We start from the raw sequence: 19848 nt of genomic DNA on the forward strand, positions 1-19848 counted from the left end.
CTGTTTTTTACAACAGCACACGACGCAGATCAGCCAGCACTTCGACCAGGTACGTCGTAAAGCGCGCTGCTGTCGCACCGTCGATCACTCTATGATCATAGGACAGGGATAATGGCAGCATCAGGCGCGGGACAAATTCACTATCCCGATAAACGGGCTTCATCACTGCCCGTGAAACACCGAGAATCGCCAGTTCCGGTGCGTTGATAATGGGCGTGAACGCAGTGCCGCCGATGCCTCCCAGGCTGGAAATGGTAAAACTGGCTCCCTGCATATCGGTGGGTTTAAGCTTGCCCGCGCGCGCCGAAGCTGCGAGATCCGACATTTCCCTGGCAATGGCGATCACCCCTTTCTTGTCCACGTCCCGAATCACGGGGACCACCAGTCCATGAGGTGTATCCGCCGCAAAGCCGAGATGGTAATAATTCTTGACCACGAGATTCATTTCATCGCCTTCACTGTTCAGCGAGGCATTGAAGTCGGGAAACTTCTTTAGGGCAGCTATCGAAGCCCGCAGCAGAAAAGCCAGCAGAGTGACTTTCACACCTTCTTCTTTTGAAGATTCATTTGTTTCCTTGCGCAGGGCTTCCAGCTCGGTGATGTCCGCTTCGTCAAACTGCGTCACGTGTGGAATCATGACCCAGTTGCGGTGCAAATTCGCACCGGACATTTTTTTGATCCGCGACAGCGGTTTCAATTCCACGGGGCCGAATTTCGCAAAATCAACTTGAGGCCAGGGCAGCAAATTAAGCTCAGTGCCACCCCCATGTGGCCTGGACAACTCAGTCTTTACAAAAGCCTGCACGTCCTCCTTGAGGATGCGCCGCTTGGGACCGTTACCCTTTACCAGCCCCAGATTCACGCCGAGTTCGCGCGCAAAGCGTCGAACCGAAGGACTGGCATGTGCCTTCGCAAATGTAGCTTCATCTATCGGGGAAGGAGCGAATGCGGAGCGTGAAGAAGAACTCGAAGGTTGGGGTGGCTGCGCGGCAGGTTGGGATTGCGTAGCAGGTTGCGCCGCTGGCCGGAGCGTCTGCTCAGATGAAATGACGGTTGAGGCGGGAGCCGGCGCTGGAGCAGGTGCTGCTTCCCGTTGCGCAGCGGACGGCGCCTGCTCCGCTTCCGAAGTTTCCACCGTCAGGATGGGCAAACCTTCCGATACCTTGTCGCCCACCTTCACGGATAATTCCCTGATTATGCCCGCAAAGGGAGAAGGCACTTCTATGGTGGCCTTGTCCGATTCAAGCACAATCAGCGAGTCTTCCGCCTTGATCGAATCACCGGCTTTCACCAGCACTTCTATTACGGGAACGTCTTTAAAGTCGCCAATATCGGGAATCAATACCTGTTTAGTCTCTGCCACGCCTCTTCCTTCTCGTATTAGATAATCCCGGCTTTCAACAACGAAATGATCACAGCAGGAGGATGCCGCCTTCTTATACAGTTGCCGGATTGGGTTTATCGGGGTCGAGACCAAATTTGCCTATGGCCTGCGCCACCGTTTCCGCCTCGATTCTGCCATCTTCGGCCAGTGCTTTCAGGGCGGCTATCGTAATGTAATGACGGTCGACCTCGAAGAAGCGGCGCAATTGCTCGCGCGTATCGGAACGCCCGAATCCGTCTGTACCCAGCACCTTGTATCGCCCAGGAACAAATTCACGTATCTGGTCGGCAAAAATCTTCATGTAGTCCGTAGCCGCCACCACCGGACCTTCCCGGTCCTTGAGACACGTGCTGACGTGCGACAGCCTTGCCAGTTCTGCGGGGTGCAGCATGTTCCAGCGCGTTGTCGCCAGCGCCTCGCGTCTCAACTGGGTAAAGCTCGTTACACTCCAGATATCCCCCGTCACACCGAATTCCTTCTCCAGTATTTCAGCTGCGGCGATCACCTCGCGCAGAATGGTGCCGGATCCGAGCAGCTGAACACGCAACCCGGAATCCTTTTCCCCTACCGGTTTACCTTCACGGAACAGGTACATGCCCTTCAGAATTCCTTCCTCCGCACCCGCAGGCATTTCCGGGTGCGAATAGTTTTCGTTCATTACCGTGATATAGTAATAGACATCCTCCTGCATCTCGCACATGCGACGCAGGCCATCCCGGATAATGACTGCAAGTTCGTACGCAAAGGTCGGGTCATAGGATATGCAGTTGGGAACAGTCGATGCCGCCAGATGGCTATGGCCGTCCTCGTGCTGCAACCCCTCGCCATTCAGCGTGGTGCGGCCAGCAGTACCGCCCAGCAGGAAGCCGCGACAGCGCATGTCTCCCGCTGCCCAGCAAAGATCCCCCACGCGCTGGAAGCCGAACATCGAATAGTAAATGTAGAACGGGATCATCTGCACGCCATGAGAACTGTAGGCGGTTGCCGCGGACATCCATGACGACATGGCCCCCGCCTCATTGATGCCTTCCTGCAGAATCTGGCCGTTCTTGTCTTCCTTGTAGTACATCAGTTGCTCGGCATCCTCGGGCGTGTAGAGCTGTCCGGTGGAGGACCAGATGCCCAGTTGCCGGAACATGCCTTCCATGCCGAAGGTGCGCGACTCGTCCGCCACAATCGGCACGACCCGCTTGCCGATATTCTTGTCTTTTATGAGGATATTGAGAATGCGCACAAAAGCCATGGTGGTGGAAGATTCTCTTCCCTCACCGCTTGCCTTGAGCAATGTATCGAAGGCGGACAGCGGTGGTATCTGCAGGGGCTCCGCTGTGCGCTGGCGGCGGTGGATGAATCCCCCCAATGCCTCGCGCCGCTGGTGCATGTAGATGGATTCCGGCGAATCCTTATCGAATTTCAGGTAGGGTACCGAGTCGATCTCATCATCGCTGACCGGCAGGCCAAAACGGTCACGAAACGCTTTGAGTGAAGTGGTACCCATCTTTTTCTGCTGATGAGTGATATTCTGAGCTTCGCCCGCTTCACCCATCCCGTAACCCTTGATCGTCTTGGCGAGGATTACGGTGGGCTGGCCCTTGTGCTTCACCGCCGCTGAATACGCCGCATAGACCTTGTGCGGGTCGTGCCCGCCCCGGTTCAGGCGCCATATATCATCGTCGGACATATTCGCCACCATTTCGAGCAGCTCCGGGTATTTGCCGAAGAAATGTTCACGCACATAGGCGCCGTCTCTCGACTTGAAAGTCTGATATTCGCCATCCACGCATTCCATCATGCGTTGCTGCAGCAACCCTTTGGTGTCCTTGGCAAGCAATGGATCCCAGTATGAGCCCCAGATTACCTTGATGACATTCCAGCCGGATCCCCGAAAAACGGCTTCCAGTTCCTGAATGATCTTGCCATTTCCACGCACCGGCCCATCGAGACGCTGAAGGTTGCAATTGATGACGAAAATCAGGTTGTCCAGGTTTTCGCGCGACGCAAGCGAAATGGATCCCAGCGATTCAGGTTCATCCATTTCTCCATCGCCCATGAATGCCCACACCTTGCGGTCCTCGGTCTTGACCAGTCCGCGACTGCCCAGGTACTTCATGAAGCGCGCCTGATATATCGCCATCAGTGGCCCAAGTCCCATGGATACGGTAGGGAACTGCCAGAAGTCGGGCATCAGCCACGGATGCGGGTAGGAAGACAACCCCTTTCCACCCACCTCCCGCCGGAAATTATTGAGCTGATCCTCTGTCAGTTCTCCCAGCAGAAAAGCATAGGCGTAAAGACCGGGGGACGAATGCCCCTGTGCGAATATCAGATCACCGCCGTGATTCTCCGACCTGGCATGCCAGAAATGGTTATAGCCTACATCGTACAATGTAGCGGCCGAGGCAAAGCTGGCAATATGTCCCCCCACATTGGAGTTCCTGTTGGCGCGCAATACCATGGCCATGGAATTCCAGCGGACGTAGGAACGGATGCGGTGCTCCAGTGCGTGATTTCCCGGCGATCGCTCCTCCTTTCCTGGAGGAATGGTATTGATATAGGCCGTGGTGGCGCTATAGGGAAGATAGGCGCCTGACCGTCGCGCTTTTTCCACCAGCCTCTCCAGCAGGTAGTGTGCCCGCTCCGTCCCCTCGTGCGTCAAGACGGATTCCAGCGCCTCCAGCCATTCCTGCGTTTCAGTAGGGTCTATATCGGGTATAGGTTCCATGTCTTGTCTCGAAATTGTCGGGCGCTTGCCCGATGTGATAGAGGTGGGATTAACTCCCCTGCAACCGGACGTGTGCCTGCTCTGCGGCTACAACAGTGTTATAGAGCAGCATCGCTATGGTCATCGGTCCCACTCCTCCCGGCACAGGCGTGATATAACCCGCCTTTTCCTTGACCGATTCAAAGTCCACGTCCCCCGCCAGCTTTCCGTCGGGCAGACGATTGATGCCGACGTCTATTACTGTCGCTCCCGGTTTCACCATGGGAGCAGTGATCATACGCGGCTTCCCAACCGCAACTACCAGAATATCGGCGCGACTGGTGTATTCCGACAGGTGCCGCGTCCTGGACGTGCAGATGGTAACGGTTGCGCCTTCGTGCAGCAGCATCAGCGCCATCGGTTTACCGACGATATTACTGCGGCCTACTATTACCGCATGCTGCCCTTCAATCGGGATATCATATTTTTCCAGCATTTTCATCACGCCGTTGGGCGTGCAAGGCGGAAAAATGCTGCTACCGGTTACAAGTGCGCCTACATTATAAAGATGGAAGCCATCCACGTCTTTTTCCACGGCGACAGATGCGATGACTTTGCTGCTGTCAAAATGTCGAGGCAGCGGCAGTTGGACGAGGATGCCGTGGATTTTGGCGTCCCTGTTCAGTTCTTGGATACGCCCAATCACCTCCTCCTGGGTGGTGCTTTCCGCGAACTTATGGACTTCGGAATAGATGCCCGTTTCGCTGCAAGCCTTGGCCTTGTTTCGCACATACACAGTGGAAGCCGGATTGTCTCCCACGATAACCACGGCCAGCCCCGGCTGGGTACCTTTTTCCGCCAAGCGCGCTGCCCGCGCCTGACACGCTGTCCTCACCTCCTGGCTCAGCCTCTTGCCATCGATGATCTTCGCGCTCATTGTGCTTGTGACGCGGCAGGCCAGGGAACGAGCAGATGACGGATGATGCCTTGCCTGTTTGTATCTTTCACCCTGGCTGTATATCCTGCGAAACCCCGCGTTCGCTCATAGGCGTGCAAAGCAGACTGGCTCACTGGAACCCTGATCTGGAGACTGTGCCCGGCCACATAAACATGCCTCTTCGTCCAATCATGATTGCGAAGACGCAGGGGGATTGGATTTTTTCATCTTCGTCCGATAAATCAACAGCCCGACCAGAAATGTCGGAACGACAACTAGCGTGGCAGCCAGAAGGCCGGCTGCCAGTATGTCGATTCCCTCGGTTTTCGGTAAAAAGATGGTTACGACCCAGATCGTTACAAAGGCTGCCACCGCGCCACCGATAAACATGATCTTTTTACCGCGCTCAAAAAGACGCCATAGAGAACCGGAAACCCGCGCCTCGTTGCGGTACTCATCAAAAAGGCGCACCATGCTGCCGTCGTTCAGAACCGCCTCATAGCCGGTCGATACGGCAAGAGTGTCTGTTCCGTCTTCCACCCGCGACATGTTGCGCAGGAACACGATACGCTGTTGAGCTTCTTTCTTTTTCATGCCATCGGCTATGAGCATGGATTGCATCGCTTCAAAGGCATGATCGCGAGCATCTCCCGTCACTCCGAGTCTTTCGCTGCACCGCCACATCACGCCCACCAGATATAACTGGATGGTCATCTGCCTGAAAAGAGGCGCAAAATCATACCCTTTTTCTTTAACTTGCGGGAGTTGGGACGCCAGTATCTCGCGTGCGTGCTGTACGCACATATCAATCGTGCTTGCTTCTGAATCCGTTTTCACTTCAGTCATCGTTCAATTTCCGGACATGCCCAGCTTGGCTTTGAATTCATGGAGGAACCCATTATATACTGGCGTGAGGATTGTTGAATAATGAGGCACAGCCTCTCTGCGATCTATCGGGCAATGGGACTTGCCCTGCTGCCGGCCTATCCTTGTATGCACCGGCAATTTCCTCTTGAAGAGGGATAAAAGTTTACATAGGTTTTATGAAGTTTCCGATTTTATTGGATAGGTTCGCTATTACAGAGTTCCGCTCTCTACCGCGCAACATTGTCACACAAAAGGTTTCGGAACATAACAACGGGTTCATTTTTAACCTGCGCTTCATATACCTGCAAAGGAAACCAACATGAAACACCATAAATACCTTATTGTCGGAGGCGGAATGACCGCCGATTCTGCTGTACACGGTATCCGTAAGATTGATCCCGATGGCGCAATCGCCGTCATCGGGGAGGAGCTGCATCATCCCTACAACCGCCCCCCCCTTTCCAAAGCACTATGGAAGGACTCGCCCTATGATTCGATCTGGCGAAGCGAGCATGGGCTGAACGTCGCCATGCATCTCGGAAAAAAAATAGTGGCGCTGGATCCTGCAAACAAGACGGCGACGGATAATGCAGGCAACGTCTACACCTATGAAAAACTTTTGCTTGCCACAGGCGGCATGGTGCGGCGTTTTACCGATTTCGGCGAGAATATAATCTACTACAGAACGGCGGACGATTACCGCAAACTGCGGGAATTGAGCAATCAGGGTTCGGATTTTGTCGTGATCGGCGGCGGCTTCATTGGCTCGGAGATCGCTGCCGCACTCGCCATGAATGATAAACGGGTCACGATGATTTTTCCGGAAAACGGTATCGGTTCCCGCATTTATCCGAGACCTCTCGTCGAGTTCCTTAATTCCTACTACGGTGAAAAGGGCATTACCGTGCTTGCATTTGAAACTGTCAAATCAATGCGAGTAGAAGGAGCAAAAAAAGTCGTAACCACGGGAAATGGGACTGAGATTTCCGCCGATGGAGTAGTGGCAGGCCTGGGTATTCTTCCTAACACGGAACTGGCTGTCCAGGCCGGGCTGGCAGTTGACAACGGCGTCGTGGTGGATGAATTCCTGCGCAGCAGCAACCCCGATATCTATGCCGCCGGCGACGTCGCCAACTTCTACAGCCCCTTGCTCGACAAACGCATGCGGGTCGAGCATGAAGACAACGCAAACATGATGGGAGAAGCAGCGGGACGAAACATGGCAGGAAGCCCGGAGCCCTATCATCACCAGCCCTTCTTTTATTCCGACCTGTTTGATCTTGGCTATGAAGCAGTCGGTGAACTCGATTCCAGTCTCGATATTATCGAAGATTGGGTAGAGCCCTTCCGCAAAGGGGTGATTTATTACCTGCGCGATGGGCTCGTACGCGGTGTCCTGCTCTGGAATACCTGGGGACAGGTAGGTGCCGCCACCGAGTTGATTGCCGAAAAGAAACCCTGCACGAGCGAGACGCTGCTAGGCCGCATCAAGGACTAAAACAGGAGACAGTAGCGCAGGATAGGGGAAGGCTGAGACCGAACCATCATTTGCTGCGATGGGTGGTGCTTTGCTTGCCCCTCCCGCAATTTCCAATGATGTGTTCCGGGAATGGCAGACTTGAGTCCCCTTAAGTCCTTAATGGAAGACTCATAGTATTTTTCTTGTCAGTTAAATAAAAAAACAGTGCCACAGCTATCTTGAATACCTTCACGCTTACCCGCCCGGACGACTTCCACCTCCATCTCCGCGACGGCGAGCACATGTGGGCGGTGCTGCCGGACACTGCCCGCCGCTTTGCTCGCGCAATCGTCATGCCTAACCTCAAGCCTCCCGTTGTCACCTCGCAAATGGCGCTGGCGTATCGCGAGCGACTTCTTGCGACCCTGCCGCAGGGCGTGCGTTTTCAGCCGCTGATGACCCTCTACCTGACCGATAACACCTCTCCTTCGGAAATCGTCGAGGCCAAAAGAAGCGGCGTAATTTACGGCGTTAAATACTATCCCGCCGGTGCGACCACAAACTCCGCAGCCGGAGTTACCGACATTGCAAGGTGCCATGAAACCTTGGAAGTCATGGAGCAAGCGGATATGCCCCTGCTGGTGCACGGTGAGGTGACCGATCCTGAGGTGGATGTATTCGACAGGGAAAAAGTCTTTCTTGAACAGGTGCTGATCCCGTTGACCCGGCGCTTTCCGCAACTACGCGTAGTATTCGAGCATATCACCACGCGGGAAGCGGTAGAGTTTGTCATCAGCGCACCGGAAACCATCGCAGCCACCATCACCGCGCACCACCTCCTGATCAGCCGGAATGCCCTTTTTCAAGGCGGTATCCGGCCTCACCACTATTGCCTGCCCATCCTCAAGCGGGAAACCCACCGGCAGAAGCTGATCGAGGCCGCTACCAGCGGCAATGCGAAATTTTTCCTCGGCACCGATAGCGCCCCCCACGCGCAATCGGCCAAGGAAAACGCCTGCGGCTGCGCCGGCATCTATACTGCTCACGCAGCGATCGAGCTTTACGCGGAAGCATTCGAACAGGCGGGTGCGCTGGAAAAGCTGGAAGCCTTTGCCAGTTTTCATGGCGCGGATTTCTACCAGTTGCCACGCAATCAGGACAGGATTACATTGAAGAAGGAAAGCTGGCGTGTGCCTGCGCAACTGGAATTTGGCGACGAAAGTCTGATTCCATTCCGGGCCGGGGAAAACGTTACCTGGACTTTGGACAAAACCGGGAATTAGCGCCGGAACGGAATTTTCACCAACCTTTCCTGATCAGGAAATAGCTGCGTGAATTGTTTCCCGGTCATTCGCGCCTGCCAGTGACCTACCAGTGTTTCTTGGCGCGATTCCACCGGTACAGCCTTCCGGCAAAGGCGTCGTATGCGAGGTGTGAAAGCTGCCGGAGCACGGGCAGCCTAAAAAGGCTGGCTAGCCAGTGCTGACCAGGTGTCTGTGACCAGAGTTGTGTGAAGGCATCCACGCCCACGTCAATCCGGCCATCCTGTCTTTTTACATGCAGCCGCTCGCGCACCTGCTCCAGCGAAGCATCTACTTCTGCAACGGCTTCCGGCTGCGCATGCACATCGACCCATTCGATGTCCTTGATACCGCATGCTTCCATACGGCGGCGCTGCTCTTTTATGCCCGCATTGCAGACGGGACAGGCACTGTTATAGTAAACCTTGCTGGACATTTACGCAGTGCTCTGCCTACATAGCAGTAAATTCAGCCCAAGGTATTCGGAGCCCCGGTGCGAGGAATCATTCGCAGCGATAAACGACACCCAGCACCGTCGTGTTTGTCGTGCCCTTGCTGCCCCATGCATTCGTATTGGCGGAGTTCTGCACCCAGACGTAGTTTCCACCCATTTTGGCAGCCCTGTTGCGCAGGTCATTTCTGGCGCCGATAAGGAGATTCTCATTCGAAGTATAATCGCCGGTAATCCAGTTGCCCTGGGAGCCAACCGCGTCACCCAGCGGCTTGCAATTGCCGCTGGGTTTTTCTGTGACAAGCTCAACGGATCTGCCCTCCGGTGTCGTTGAAATCGCCGAACAGCCGGCAAACAAAACCACTGACAGCAGGCCCGGCAAGGTGATCATCCTTCTCGTGACCATCTATTTTCTCCTGTTGAAAAATTGCAAATTGCTCCTGGGCTTATGTAAATTATGCATGTCTTGGGCCGAACATGATGATTGCCATACCTGCCAGCGCCAGAAGAGAACCTGCCATGTCCCAGGCAGTCGGTCTGACCCCATCAATAGCCCACAGCCAAAGTACTGCTACGAAAACGTAAACGCCTCCATAAGCCGCGTATGTACGACCAGCGTCCGTCGGATGAAGCGTGAGAAGCCATGCAAACATTGCAAGGCTTGCAGCAGCAGGAACAAGAAGCCAGGTGCTCCCATCCTGTTTAAGCCAGAGGTAGGGCAGGTAGCAACCCACGATCTCGGCAAGCGCTGTAGCCAGGAAGAGAAACAAGGTCTTCAGCTCAAACATAGGGTTAATCTATTGCCCTGAAAAATCCACGGGGACAGGCGGATAGCGTGCCTCGCCTGATTACTTCCATCCAGAAGCTGCTTCGGTGGAACGCTTCCTTACTGCATCGAAGAGTTCAGGTATCGCGACGGTGTTCGAAAGGTTGAATACAAAATCCGGAATCAGTCCTCCTGGATCGGTAAGCAATGTATAAGTGAGACGCGTGTGCCTGCCATCATCCACGGGCTCCACCAGCCAGGAACCCTCGTTGAGCTTGATGCGCACCACGCCTTCGACCTCGGGCTTCGCTTCGGGCAGCGCAATCCACTCGACCTTGAAGGCGCTGTCCTTGGGTATGCCATCACCCGCCGCCGATCTGCGCGTCAGCCGGACCTTGAGGGGATAGTCGCGCTCGCTGATAAACGGCGGCGCGATGCGCGCATAGGTGACCATCTCGTTATCGCCGATACGGCTGAGCACTTCCGATTCTTTCACGTACGGCATGAATTCCCGGTAATGTTCGAAGTCAACGAGAACATTGAAAACAGCTTCGGGCGGAGCTTCCACTTCGGAAACCGCGATTACCCGGCGCCCCTCCGTTATGTCCTTCGTAAAAATGACAAGACCGTTTTTGTGATAGGCCTCTGTCCAATCCGGTCCCGGGCTGTTCACCCTGCCTGTCCTCTCTACCTGGCCCGCCACCAGGCCGGCCGCTTCGCTTGCGACCACAGCAATGACGGCAAGGATGACGGTGAAAGCGGCAATAGGGCGCATGGCATTCCGGCTGAAGATGGGATTACGATTTTGCCTCCCGTAGAAATTCTACCCCTATCGCATATCCCGGTCACGTCCTAACCGGCTTTAACGAGTCGAATGCTCCGGAACCAGCCTCCTGCCAGAAGCGGCTGGTCTGACTCCACTTTCAGTTGCGGAGCACTTGCAAGCACCTCTTCGAAAACCACATCCAGACGCGTCACGATATGCTGGGACAGCAGGTTCACCACCCGTCGGAGCACTGCGTTTTCCCCTGGCTTCAGAAATTTATCGAGTATCAGCACGCTGCCGCCCGGTTTCAGTACCCGTGCTGTTTCTTTCAGACAGGCGCGGGCATCCGGTACGATCGCCAGAATGAGGTGCAGCACCACGTGATCGAAGCAGGCATCCACAAACGGCAGGGACATGCTGTCCCCCTGGACGAGGTCTACATGCAGCTTTCCTATCCTGGGTCTTGCCCGCTTCAGCATGGCCGCGGTAAGGTCCAGTCCTACATAATGATGACACGCTGGAACATGCGGAAGGTCGAGCCCGGTACCGATGCCGCTGATGAGAATGTCGAGGTTCTCCTGCCGTGGCAATTGCTCAAGACTGGCCGCCCGCAGTCCCGTACCCGCCCCGGCGAGCAAGGCATCGTAAAGCGGAGCGATCAGACTGTAGGAACGGCGCAAAGACATACAAATTGTCTAATTGTCTATTTCTATTTGCTGCCGCGCTTGCCCGCGATTGCGGCTTTGGTGGTTTTGCCAGCTTTGCCGGCTTTCCCCCGGGGGGACACAGGGGCCTGGGTACGATAAGCCCAGACCAGCATGATTACCCCGGCGAGGATCATGGGTAACGACAGCCACTGCCCCATGCTGATACCCAGCGTCATCATGCCCATGAAACCTTCGTCCGGCTCGCGGAAAAACTCCGCAAACGAGCGGAATACACCATAACCGATCAGAAATACTCCGGAAACCGCTCCAACCGGTCTCGGCCTCGCGGAATAAATCCACATCAATGTAAAAAACACTAACCCTTCCAGAGCGAACTCGTACAGTTGGGAAGGATGACGCGGAACATTGTCGACATACGGAAAAATCATGCCCCAAGGCACATCGGTGGGCCGCCCCCATAACTCGGCATTGATAAAATTGCCGATGCGCCCCGCCCCCAGCCCCAGCGGCACCAATGGAGCGATGAAATCCGTCACGGCGAGCCAACCCAGGTGATATTTGCGGGCCAACAGGGCCATGGCGGCTATCACCCCGAGAAAACCGCCATGAAATGACATCCCGCCTTGCCAGACGGCAAAGATTTCCAGAGGATGCTCCAGATAATAGCCGAACTGATAAAAAAATATGTGACCCAGGCGGCCGCCCACGATCACGCCGAGTACACCGTAAAACAGCATATCGTCCAGCATGCTGATAGTAAACGCACCCTCTGGATTTCGTTTAATGCGGTAGCGCCCCAGCAGAATGAAGCAAGCGAATCCGATGAGATACATGAGCCCGTACCATCGAACCGCGAGCGGTCCGAGTTGAACGGCAATGGGATCAATCTGGGGATGAACGAGCATGAGCTTGCATTTTTTTCAGGTAAAATAGCTTGTTTATCGAGCGCAGCATTAAAACATCATACCGGCGAAAATCGGCAGGGAAAGCAGAAGCCCTTCCTGGCGGAGAGTTGGGCAGGAATGAAATGACGAGTCTCGTTTTCCCCTCATTATACATACGGCAACGATTATTCACCGCGGAGAACGCGGAAAAGAGCGACTTTGAACTGCTTTTTCTTTCCTCGCAGCTTCGCAGGTGCCTCGATCGCCTTTTCCCCTGACTACCGGAATTCGCCGGAATTTGCCTGCATTCCCGTTTTTTCAATTCAAGGAGTAATTCATGTCAGATAACCAGCGCAGCCGGGCAATCACTCAGGGGGCAGAACGTACCCCCAACCGCGCGATGCTGCGGGCTGTAGGTTTCGGCGACAACGATTTCGACAAACCCATCGTCGGCGTGGCCAATGGCTTTTCCACCATCACACCCTGCAACAAGGGATTGAACGAACTGGCGCTGGATGCCGAGCATGCATTGCAACAGGCGGGCGCAATGCCCCAGATGTTCGGTACCATCACCGTTTCCGATGGTATCTCCATGGGAACGGAAGGCATGAAGTATTCACTGGTATCCCGCGAAGTCATTGCCGATTCGATTGAAACGGCGGTGCAGGCCGAAAGCATGGACGGCGTGATCGCCATCGGGGGCTGTGACAAGAACATGCCGGGCGCAATGATGGCTATGGCGCGCATGAATGTTCCCGCAATTTTTGTCTATGGCGGAACGATCAAACCGGGTCGTTATAAAGGAAAGGATCTCACCATTGTCAGTGCTTTCGAAGCGGTCGGACAGTACACCTCCCATAAGATAGACGCGAAAGAACTGCTCGAAGTGGAGCGCCACGCCTGTCCCGGAGCGGGCTCCTGTGGAGGCATGTACACGGCCAATACGATGTCGTCCGCTTTCGAAGCGATGGGCATGAGCCTCCCCTATTCTTCCACGATGGCTGCGGAGGATGGCGAGAAGCGCACCAGCGCGGCACATTCAGCGGAAGTGCTCGTGGATGCCATCAGGAAACAGATTCGTCCGCGCGACATCATTACCCGCAAGTCCGTTGAAAACGCGATCGCGGTGATCATGGCCGTAGGGGGTTCCACCAATGCTGTTTTGCATTTCCTCGCCATTGCCCATGCCGCCGAAGTGACCCTCACGATCGATGATTTTGAACGCATGCGAGGCAAAGTGCCGGTACTGTGCGATCTCAAACCCTCGGGACGATACGTAGCCACCGACCTGCACAAGGCAGGGGGCATTCCCCAGGTAATGAAAATGCTGCTCGATCACGGCCTGCTGCATGGCGACTGCATCACCATCAGCGGGCAGACCATTGCCGAGATATTGAAGGATGTGCCGTCAGAGCCTCGCAAGGATCAGGATGTCATCCGCCAGTGGGACAACCCGTTGTACGCCCAGGGCCACCTCGCCATACTCAAGGGTAATCTCGCCACAGAAGGGTGCGTAGCGAAAATCACCGGGGTGAAAACACCAAAAATTACCGGACCGGCACGGGTATTCGACTCGGAAGAAGCCTGCATGGCAGCGATCCTTGCGCGCGAGATCCAGCCTGGTGACGTGGTGGTGATACGCTATGAGGGCCCCAAAGGCGGTCCGGGCATGCGGGAAATGCTGTCTCCCACTTCTGCGCTCATTGGCGAGGGACTCGGAGATTCGGTGGGCCTGATCACCGATGGACGGTTCTCCGGGGGCACCTATGGAATGGTGGTTGGACACGTGGCGCCCGAGGCGTTTGTAGGCGGCGCCATTGCGCTGGTGCGGGAAGGCGATTCGATCACCATAGACGCCGAGCAACGGCTGCTGCAGCTCAACGTTCCTGGAGATGAGCTGGCTCGGCGCCGGGCTGAATGGCAACCGCCCCATCCGCGCTACACACGAGGAGTGCTCGCTAAATATTCGAAGCTCGTCTCGAGTGCCAGCCGGGGAGCGATCACCGACTAACCTGTTCTTTCCCAGCACAAAGCCATGCTCAATCATCTTGCCGGTGAAACCAGCCCCTACCTGCTGCAACATGCAGACAATCCTGTCGACTGGTATCCCTGGGGAGAAGAAGCGCTGACGCTTGCCCGCACGCAAGACAGACCGATCCTGCTATCCGTCGGCTACTCTGCCTGCCACTGGTGCCATGTGATGGCGCACGAATGCTTCGAGGATGTGGAAGTCGCCGAAGTCATGAACCGGTACTTCATCAATATCAAGGTGGATCGCGAGGAACGCCCGGATATCGATCAGATTTATCAGACCGCGCTCTACATGCTGACACAGCGCAACGGCGGCTGGCCTCTCACGCTTTTTCTGACGCCCGATCAAAAGCCATTCTTCGGCGGCACCTACTTTCCCAAAACGATGCGTCACGATCTGCCGGGTTTCCTCGATTTATTGCCACGGGTGGCGGAAACTTACCGCGTTCGCCGCCCCGAGATCGAACGCCAGAGTGCATCGCTGCTCAAATCCTTCGCCGATATGCTGCCATCAAAAGCACCGGAGGCGCCGGTATTTTCCGAGCGTCCACTGGAACAGGCACTGGCTGAGTTGAAGAACCGGTTTGACTTCGAAAATGGTGGTTTCGGCGAGGCGCCGAAGTTCCTGCACCTGACCGAACTGGATTTCTGTTTGCGGCGCTACTTCACTGCCGGCAATAGCGAGGCATTGCACATGGCCACGCTGACATTGGAGAAAATGGCGGAAGGCGGCATCTACGACCAGGTGGGCGGTGGGTTCTATCGTTACAGTACCGACAAGCAGTGGCAGATTCCGCATTTCGAAAAAATGCTTTATGACAATGGGCCCCTGCTGCATCTCTATGCGGATGCCTGGATCGCGTCCGGAAATCCGCTGTTTGCCCAGATTGTGGAAGAAACCGCTACCTGGGTCATGCGCGAAATGCAGCCAGGATATGAAGCGGATGAAAAGAGAACGGGAGCCGGCTACTGGTCGACTCTGGATGCCGACTCGGAAAACGTCGAAGGCAAGTTCTACGTATGGGATCGCAGTGAGGCGTCCCACATTCTTTCACGTCGTGAATATGCCGTAGCCGCCGATTACTATGGTCTGTCCCAGGGAGCGAACTTCGGGAACAGACACTGGCATCTGGCAGTCACCCAATCGCTGCCCGAGATAGCTGAAAACTTCGGCGTCCCCTACGCAAACGCACGACAATGGCTTGAATCAGCGCGCAAGAAGCTGCTTGCACAGCGCCAGCGTCGCGTTCTTCCCGGGCGGGATGAGAAAACCCTGACCAGCTGGAATGGACTGATGATCAAGGGCATGACTCGGGCCGGACGCATATTCGGTCGCGACGACTGGGTGCGCTCGGCTATCCGTGCAGTGGATTTCATTCGTTCCACCCTCTGGAAAAACGGACGCCTGCTGGCAACCTGGAAGGACGGAAATGGACATCTCAATGCCTATCTCGACGATTACGCTTTCCTGCTGGACGGATTACTGGAACTGATGCAGACAACGTTCCGCCCTGTGGATCTCGATTTCGCCATTGCGCTGGCCGACGTTCTTCTGGACCAGTTTGAAGACAAGGAAGCCGGCGGTTTTTTCTTTACCAGCCATGATCATGAAAATCTGATCCATCGTCCCAAGCCTGGTTATGACCATGCTACACCATCCGGCAACGGCGTCGCGATCTATACTCTTCAGCGCATGGGTTATCTGCTGGGGGAATTCCGTTATCTGCACGCGGCAGAACGCGCGCTGCGACTCTTCTACCCTGCCCTGATCCGGCATCCCGACTCCTGTTGCAGCCTGCTTCTGGCGCTTGAGCAGTGGCTCGTACCTCCCACCGTTGTCATACTGCGGGGAAAAGCGGACGCGATGGTGAGATGGGAAAACGCCTTGCGTCAGCGCGCCCCCATCGCTCTTGTGCTTGCGCTGCCGGTTGATGGCGGGATGCCAGCAACGCTGCCGCCGAGTCTTGCCAAGCCCCTTCCGTCAGGGATCGGTGTCAACGCCTGGGTCTGTCATGGCGTTAAGTGCTTACCGGAAATCACTGACTTGCAGGAATTGCTGCGTATCAGCGAAATTCGAGGTAAGATAAGATCCCTTTTCTATAATTAACGGATAAAAGGAGTGTGTGTAATGAAAGCTGTCTGGATGGGAATGGTTGCGGCATCAGCTTTGTTGGTTGTCGGTACCGCGCAGGCGAGCCCCGATTTGGCGAAAAGCAGCGGTTGCCTGAATTGTCATATGGTGGACAAAAAACTGGTCGGGCCTGCATTGAAGGATATAGCGGCCAAGTATAAGGCTGACCCGAAAGCCGTGGACTATCTGGCAGGAAAAATCCAGAAAGGAAGCCAGGGAGTTTGGGGACCTGTTCCCATGCCGCCAAATGCAAAGGTTAACGAGGCAGATGCCAAGACTCTGGCACAGTGGATTCTGACCCAATAAGTCCAGGTCCGCTAAAAAAGCCGGCAAGTGCCGGCTTTTTTATTTTGCTTGCCCCTGCCAAAAGTACATGAACTGGTTTGCAACCAACTTCGCAAGCGCATTTCTTCTCCCCCCGTTCAACCTTATTTTACTGGGCGTCGCAGGCATCCTGCTCCTGAAACGCCGACAGGGAACAGGTATGACATTGGTAGCTGCCGCACTTGCTCTGCTTTACCTTCTTTCCATTCCGATCGTCGCGGACGCCCTGTTGCAGGTACTGGAGGCGTCCCCGGAAAAGAACCCGCCTGACGACAGCATACAAGCCATCGTCGTGCTGGGTGGAGGAACCTACTATTATGCGCCCGAATATGACGATCATACCGTCGGCAGATACACGCTGGAACGTGTTCGCTATGCGGCGAAGATGTATCGTGCAACTTGCAAACCGATGCTGGCCGCAGGAGGCGCCCCTCTCGGTAATCGCTCATCCGAAGCCATGCAGATGAAGGCAGTGCTGGAAGAGGAGTTTCTCGTTCCAGTCGAGTGGGTAGAGGAAGCATCGAGCAATACCCGGGAAAACGCCTACAAGAGCTTTGCCATCCTGCAAAAACAGGGTATCCGCCAGATCGCGCTTGTCACCCATGCGTGGCACATGCCGAGAGCGGCGCGCGAATTCGAACAGGCCGGATTCGAGGTTACTCCTGCTGCCACAGGATACACGCGGCGTTACAAGACCGATCTGCTTACATTCATTCCAAACGCCGGTGCGCTCCTCAAAAGCAGCCTGTTCTTCCACGAGGTCATTGGCATGTTGTGGTACCGCCTGACGCCTGCGCCGGATTGAGGGTCACTACACTCGGCATGGTAGGAAGTCGCTAAAATAGCGTAATCGAATTCTGGAAAGGAGCGGCATGAAAGCACGCGTCAAATGGCAGAGCGAAGCAAGTTTCCTGGGCGAATCAGGCAGCGGTCATACAGTACTGATGGATGGACCGCCGGAATCAGGGGGGAGGAACCGTGGACCCCGCCCGATGGAGATGCTGTTGATGGGAACCGGGGGCTGCGCAGCTTTTGATGTTGTGCTGATTCTGAAAAAAGGCCGCCAGGATATCTGCGATTGTGAGGTGCGCATTGAAGCGGAACGGGCCGAACGAGAGCCGAAAGTGTTTACCCGCATTCACTTCCATTTCATCGTGACCGGAAAAAAACTGAATCCGCAACAGGTAGAACGCGCAATCAGCTTGTCCGCTGAAAAATACTGTTCCGCATCGATCATGCTGGCCAAAACAGCAGAACTGACCCACGATTTTGAAATCGTGGAAGCGTGAAGCCTTCGCCCCTCAGTATTGGCTTTAGACCTGCTATATTCGTTAGACCCAATAGGCAGTCCGGGTCATCACCGATGACGCCATCTTCATCACCAGTTTCACCGGCATCGGCAGTTCGGCGCCGCCATTCGCCATGGCGGTAGTGGCGTGTCCGGCCTCATCGATCTGCATCTGGGTCACAATGGCGCGGCTCTTCTCGTCGGCGTGGGGCAAACGGCTCAGGTGCCCCCCGAGATGAGCGGACACCTGACGTTCGGTTTCCGCAAGAAACCCCAGGTTCCACTTGTCGCCCAGCAATCCGGCGAAAGCGCCAATGGCAAATGAACCGCCATACCATAATGGATTCAATAGACTCTTGCGTCCGCTCAATTCGTTAATGCGCCGTTCCGTCCAGGCAAGATGCTCGGTTTCCTCGCGCGCCGCCTGGGCAAGTGTCTGCTGGACCTCGGCATCCCGCGCCGTCAGCGCTTGGCCCTGATAAAGGGCTTGCGCGCAGATCTCGCCCACGTGGTTGACACGCATCAGTGCCGCCGATTCGCTTTTCTCCAGATCATCCAGCTCCGCCTCCGGCAACTGGGTTCCGGGCACTGGCCGCAGTGTCTGCGCCGGAGTCAACAAGGTGCGCAGCGCGTGGTCGAAACCAATGATGAGTTTGTCAAGATTGGGCATAAGATTCTCTGAGAAAGAAAGCAATGAAAACGGTAAGAATGATAACGCTGCCATTTCTGCAATTGTATACCCATTCGCCCTGTTGTTAACGTGGCAGGGTGAGTGACTTCGGATATTCTCAACCCCTGGTTCCGCTCGCCATGCTTTTTTCAAATTCACTACCACCAATTCTCCAATCAACAAAGTCTTCAGCTTTGGTCTGAAAGACCGTTTATGATGTATTCTCATGGCTCAGCTCGACCGAAGATCGTATAAATGACTCTACATATCCAAACACCATTAATCGAATCGCGCCCTTTAAGCGATAGAATCGGACATTCAGTGTGGCTGAAAATGGAAATCGCTCAGCCCTCCGGCTCTTTTAAAGCCCGGGGAATCGGGCATGCGTGTGAAGAATATTTCCGACGCGGGGCAAGACGCTTCATTTCATCATCTGGCGGAAATGCGGGCCTTGCGGTTGCCTTTGCCGGACGTAATCTGTCCGTGCCCGTGATTATCGTCGTGCCGGAAACCGCTTCAAAGCGCGCCAGGGAACTGATGGTGCGAGAGGGAGCAGAAGTGGTAATCCAGGGGAAATCTCTCAGTGAGGCGAATGCTTTTGCACTATCGCTCGTGCAACCCGAGGACGCTTTTCTGCACCCCTTTGATGATCCGCTCATCTGGACGGGTCATGCCAGCATCATTGATGAAGTAGTCGATACAGGACCAAAACCCGACGTGATCGTCCTGTCCGTCGGCGGAGGCGGCCTTCTGTGCGGCGTTATAGAGGGACTGAATCGGAATGAGTGGCAGGATGTGCCCATAATCGCCGTCGAAACCAAAGGCGCGGACTCCTTTGCGCAGGCACTCAGCGCTGGAGCGCTTGTGGAGTTGCCCAGGATATCGAGCATTGCGACAACATTAGGGGCAAGTGCGGTTTGCAGGCAGGCATTGGAATATTCGAGAAAACATCGCATTGAGAGCGTCGTATTACCGGACAAGCTCGCCGTCTCGGCGTGCATGCAATTCCTGCACGATCATCATGCGGTGGTTGAGCCCGCCTGCGGCGTAGCGCTGGCGACGGTCTATGAAAGGGTTCCAGCTTTATCCGGATATAAAAAAATATTGATTATCGTGTGTGGCGGTATCAGTACTACAGTTGATCAGTTACAGGAATGGTCTGCCGTGATGCAATAAGGAATCCCGGATGAGGAAACTGGAAAAGATGAGATGCTGGATGA

General features: G+C 55.2%; 20 protein-coding genes. 9 read left to right on the top strand and 11 right to left on the bottom strand.

What is annotated here, in order from left to right; genetic code table 11:
• Nucleotides 1–7: 7 nt before the first annotated feature.
• The 4 genes from aceF to AC52W5_RS12955 all read right to left on the bottom strand — a co-directional run bounded on the left by aceF (nt 8) and on the right by AC52W5_RS12955 (nt 5868).
• The gene (gene aceF, locus AC52W5_RS12940; protein ID WP_495671283.1) at nt 8–1363 is read right to left on the bottom strand and encodes a dihydrolipoyllysine-residue acetyltransferase; all 1356 of its coding nucleotides are present in this window, start codon (nt 1361–1363) and stop codon (nt 8–10) included.
• A gap of 73 nt (nt 1364–1436) precedes the next feature.
• On the bottom strand, nt 1437–4106 hold the full coding sequence (gene aceE, locus AC52W5_RS12945; protein ID WP_495671284.1) for a pyruvate dehydrogenase (acetyl-transferring), homodimeric type: 2670 nt from the start codon (nt 4104–4106) through the stop codon (nt 1437–1439).
• A gap of 49 nt (nt 4107–4155) precedes the next feature.
• Nucleotides 4156–5022, bottom strand: a complete 867-nt coding sequence (gene folD / locus AC52W5_RS12950) for a bifunctional methylenetetrahydrofolate dehydrogenase/methenyltetrahydrofolate cyclohydrolase FolD (RefSeq protein WP_495671285.1) — start codon at nt 5020–5022, stop codon at nt 4156–4158.
• A gap of 189 nt (nt 5023–5211) precedes the next feature.
• Nucleotides 5212–5868, bottom strand: coding sequence for a hypothetical protein (locus AC52W5_RS12955; RefSeq protein ID WP_495671286.1), 657 nt, complete (start codon nt 5866–5868; stop codon nt 5212–5214).
• 340 nt (nt 5869–6208) lie between these two features.
• Here AC52W5_RS12955 and AC52W5_RS12960 point away from each other — a divergent pair, with 340 nt between their 5' ends.
• Nucleotides 6209–7387, top strand: coding sequence for an NAD(P)/FAD-dependent oxidoreductase (locus AC52W5_RS12960; protein WP_495671287.1), 1179 nt, complete (start codon nt 6209–6211; stop codon nt 7385–7387).
• A 200-nt stretch (nt 7388–7587) separates the two neighbouring features.
• On the top strand, nt 7588–8631 hold the full coding sequence (gene pyrC / locus AC52W5_RS12965) for a dihydroorotase (RefSeq protein WP_495671288.1): 1044 nt from the start codon (nt 7588–7590) through the stop codon (nt 8629–8631).
• A gap of 85 nt (nt 8632–8716) precedes the next feature.
• On the opposite strand, the gene AC52W5_RS12970 is transcribed toward pyrC, so the two are convergent.
• From AC52W5_RS12970 to lgt, 6 genes are all read right to left on the bottom strand, one after another.
• Complete coding sequence (locus AC52W5_RS12970) at nt 8717–9085, bottom strand: thiol-disulfide oxidoreductase DCC family protein (protein ID WP_495671289.1); 369 nt, start codon at nt 9083–9085, stop codon at nt 8717–8719.
• A gap of 67 nt (nt 9086–9152) precedes the next feature.
• The gene (locus tag AC52W5_RS12975; RefSeq protein ID WP_495671290.1) at nt 9153–9506 is read right to left on the bottom strand and encodes a DUF4156 domain-containing protein; all 354 of its coding nucleotides are present in this window, start codon (nt 9504–9506) and stop codon (nt 9153–9155) included.
• A 49-nt stretch (nt 9507–9555) separates the two neighbouring features.
• A complete protein-coding gene (locus tag AC52W5_RS12980; RefSeq protein ID WP_495671291.1) occupies nt 9556–9888 on the bottom strand; it encodes a YnfA family protein in 333 nt (110 codons plus the stop codon).
• A gap of 60 nt (nt 9889–9948) precedes the next feature.
• Nucleotides 9949–10641: an START domain-containing protein gene (locus tag AC52W5_RS12985; protein WP_495671292.1), complete on the bottom strand. Its 693-nt coding sequence runs from the start codon at nt 10639–10641 to the stop codon at nt 9949–9951.
• Nucleotides 10642–10718: 77 nt separating this feature from the next.
• Nucleotides 10719–11318, bottom strand: a complete 600-nt coding sequence (locus AC52W5_RS12990; protein ID WP_074974028.1) for a class I SAM-dependent methyltransferase — start codon at nt 11316–11318, stop codon at nt 10719–10721.
• 23 nt (nt 11319–11341) lie between these two features.
• Nucleotides 11342–12205 carry a prolipoprotein diacylglyceryl transferase gene (gene lgt, locus AC52W5_RS12995; RefSeq protein ID WP_495671293.1) on the bottom strand — a complete coding sequence of 288 codons (864 nt, stop codon included), beginning with the start codon at nt 12203–12205 and terminating at the stop codon, nt 11342–11344.
• On the opposite strand from lgt, the gene AC52W5_RS13000 reads away from it, so the two are divergent.
• The 6 genes from AC52W5_RS13000 to AC52W5_RS13025 all read left to right on the top strand — a co-directional run bounded on the left by AC52W5_RS13000 (nt 12194) and on the right by AC52W5_RS13025 (nt 17959).
• Entirely contained in the window at nt 12194–12331 is a 138-nt protein-coding gene (locus tag AC52W5_RS13000; protein ID WP_495671294.1) for a hypothetical protein, read from the top strand. The genes lgt and AC52W5_RS13000 overlap by 12 nt on opposite strands.
• A 190-nt stretch (nt 12332–12521) precedes the next feature.
• Nucleotides 12522–14195, top strand: a complete 1674-nt coding sequence (gene ilvD / locus AC52W5_RS13005; RefSeq protein ID WP_495671295.1) for a dihydroxy-acid dehydratase — start codon at nt 12522–12524, stop codon at nt 14193–14195.
• A gap of 24 nt (nt 14196–14219) precedes the next feature.
• Nucleotides 14220–16322 (top strand): thioredoxin domain-containing protein, encoded by a 2103-nt coding sequence (locus tag AC52W5_RS13010; protein WP_495671296.1) that lies wholly within the window; start codon nt 14220–14222, stop codon nt 16320–16322.
• Nucleotides 16323–16343: 21 nt separating this feature from the next.
• On the top strand, nt 16344–16652 hold the full coding sequence (locus AC52W5_RS13015) for a c-type cytochrome (RefSeq protein ID WP_107761019.1): 309 nt from the start codon (nt 16344–16346) through the stop codon (nt 16650–16652).
• Nucleotides 16653–16719: 67 nt separating this feature from the next.
• Nucleotides 16720–17475 (top strand): YdcF family protein, encoded by a 756-nt coding sequence (locus AC52W5_RS13020; RefSeq protein ID WP_112891355.1) that lies wholly within the window; start codon nt 16720–16722, stop codon nt 17473–17475.
• 67 nt (nt 17476–17542) lie between these two features.
• A complete protein-coding gene (locus AC52W5_RS13025) occupies nt 17543–17959 on the top strand; it encodes an OsmC family protein (protein ID WP_107761021.1) in 417 nt (138 codons plus the stop codon).
• A 42-nt stretch (nt 17960–18001) separates the two neighbouring features.
• Here AC52W5_RS13025 and coq7 read toward each other — a convergent pair whose 3' ends face one another.
• Nucleotides 18002–18628, bottom strand: coding sequence for a 2-polyprenyl-3-methyl-6-methoxy-1,4-benzoquinone monooxygenase (gene coq7 / locus AC52W5_RS13030; RefSeq protein ID WP_495671297.1), 627 nt, complete (start codon nt 18626–18628; stop codon nt 18002–18004).
• Between the two features lie 255 nt (nt 18629–18883).
• On the opposite strand from coq7, the gene AC52W5_RS13035 reads away from it, so the two are divergent.
• The gene (locus AC52W5_RS13035) at nt 18884–19804 is read left to right on the top strand and encodes a pyridoxal-phosphate dependent enzyme (RefSeq protein ID WP_495671298.1); all 921 of its coding nucleotides are present in this window, start codon (nt 18884–18886) and stop codon (nt 19802–19804) included.
• Nucleotides 19805–19848 lie beyond the last annotated feature (44 nt).

Source organism: Nitrosospira sp. CT, from assembly GCF_059489795.1.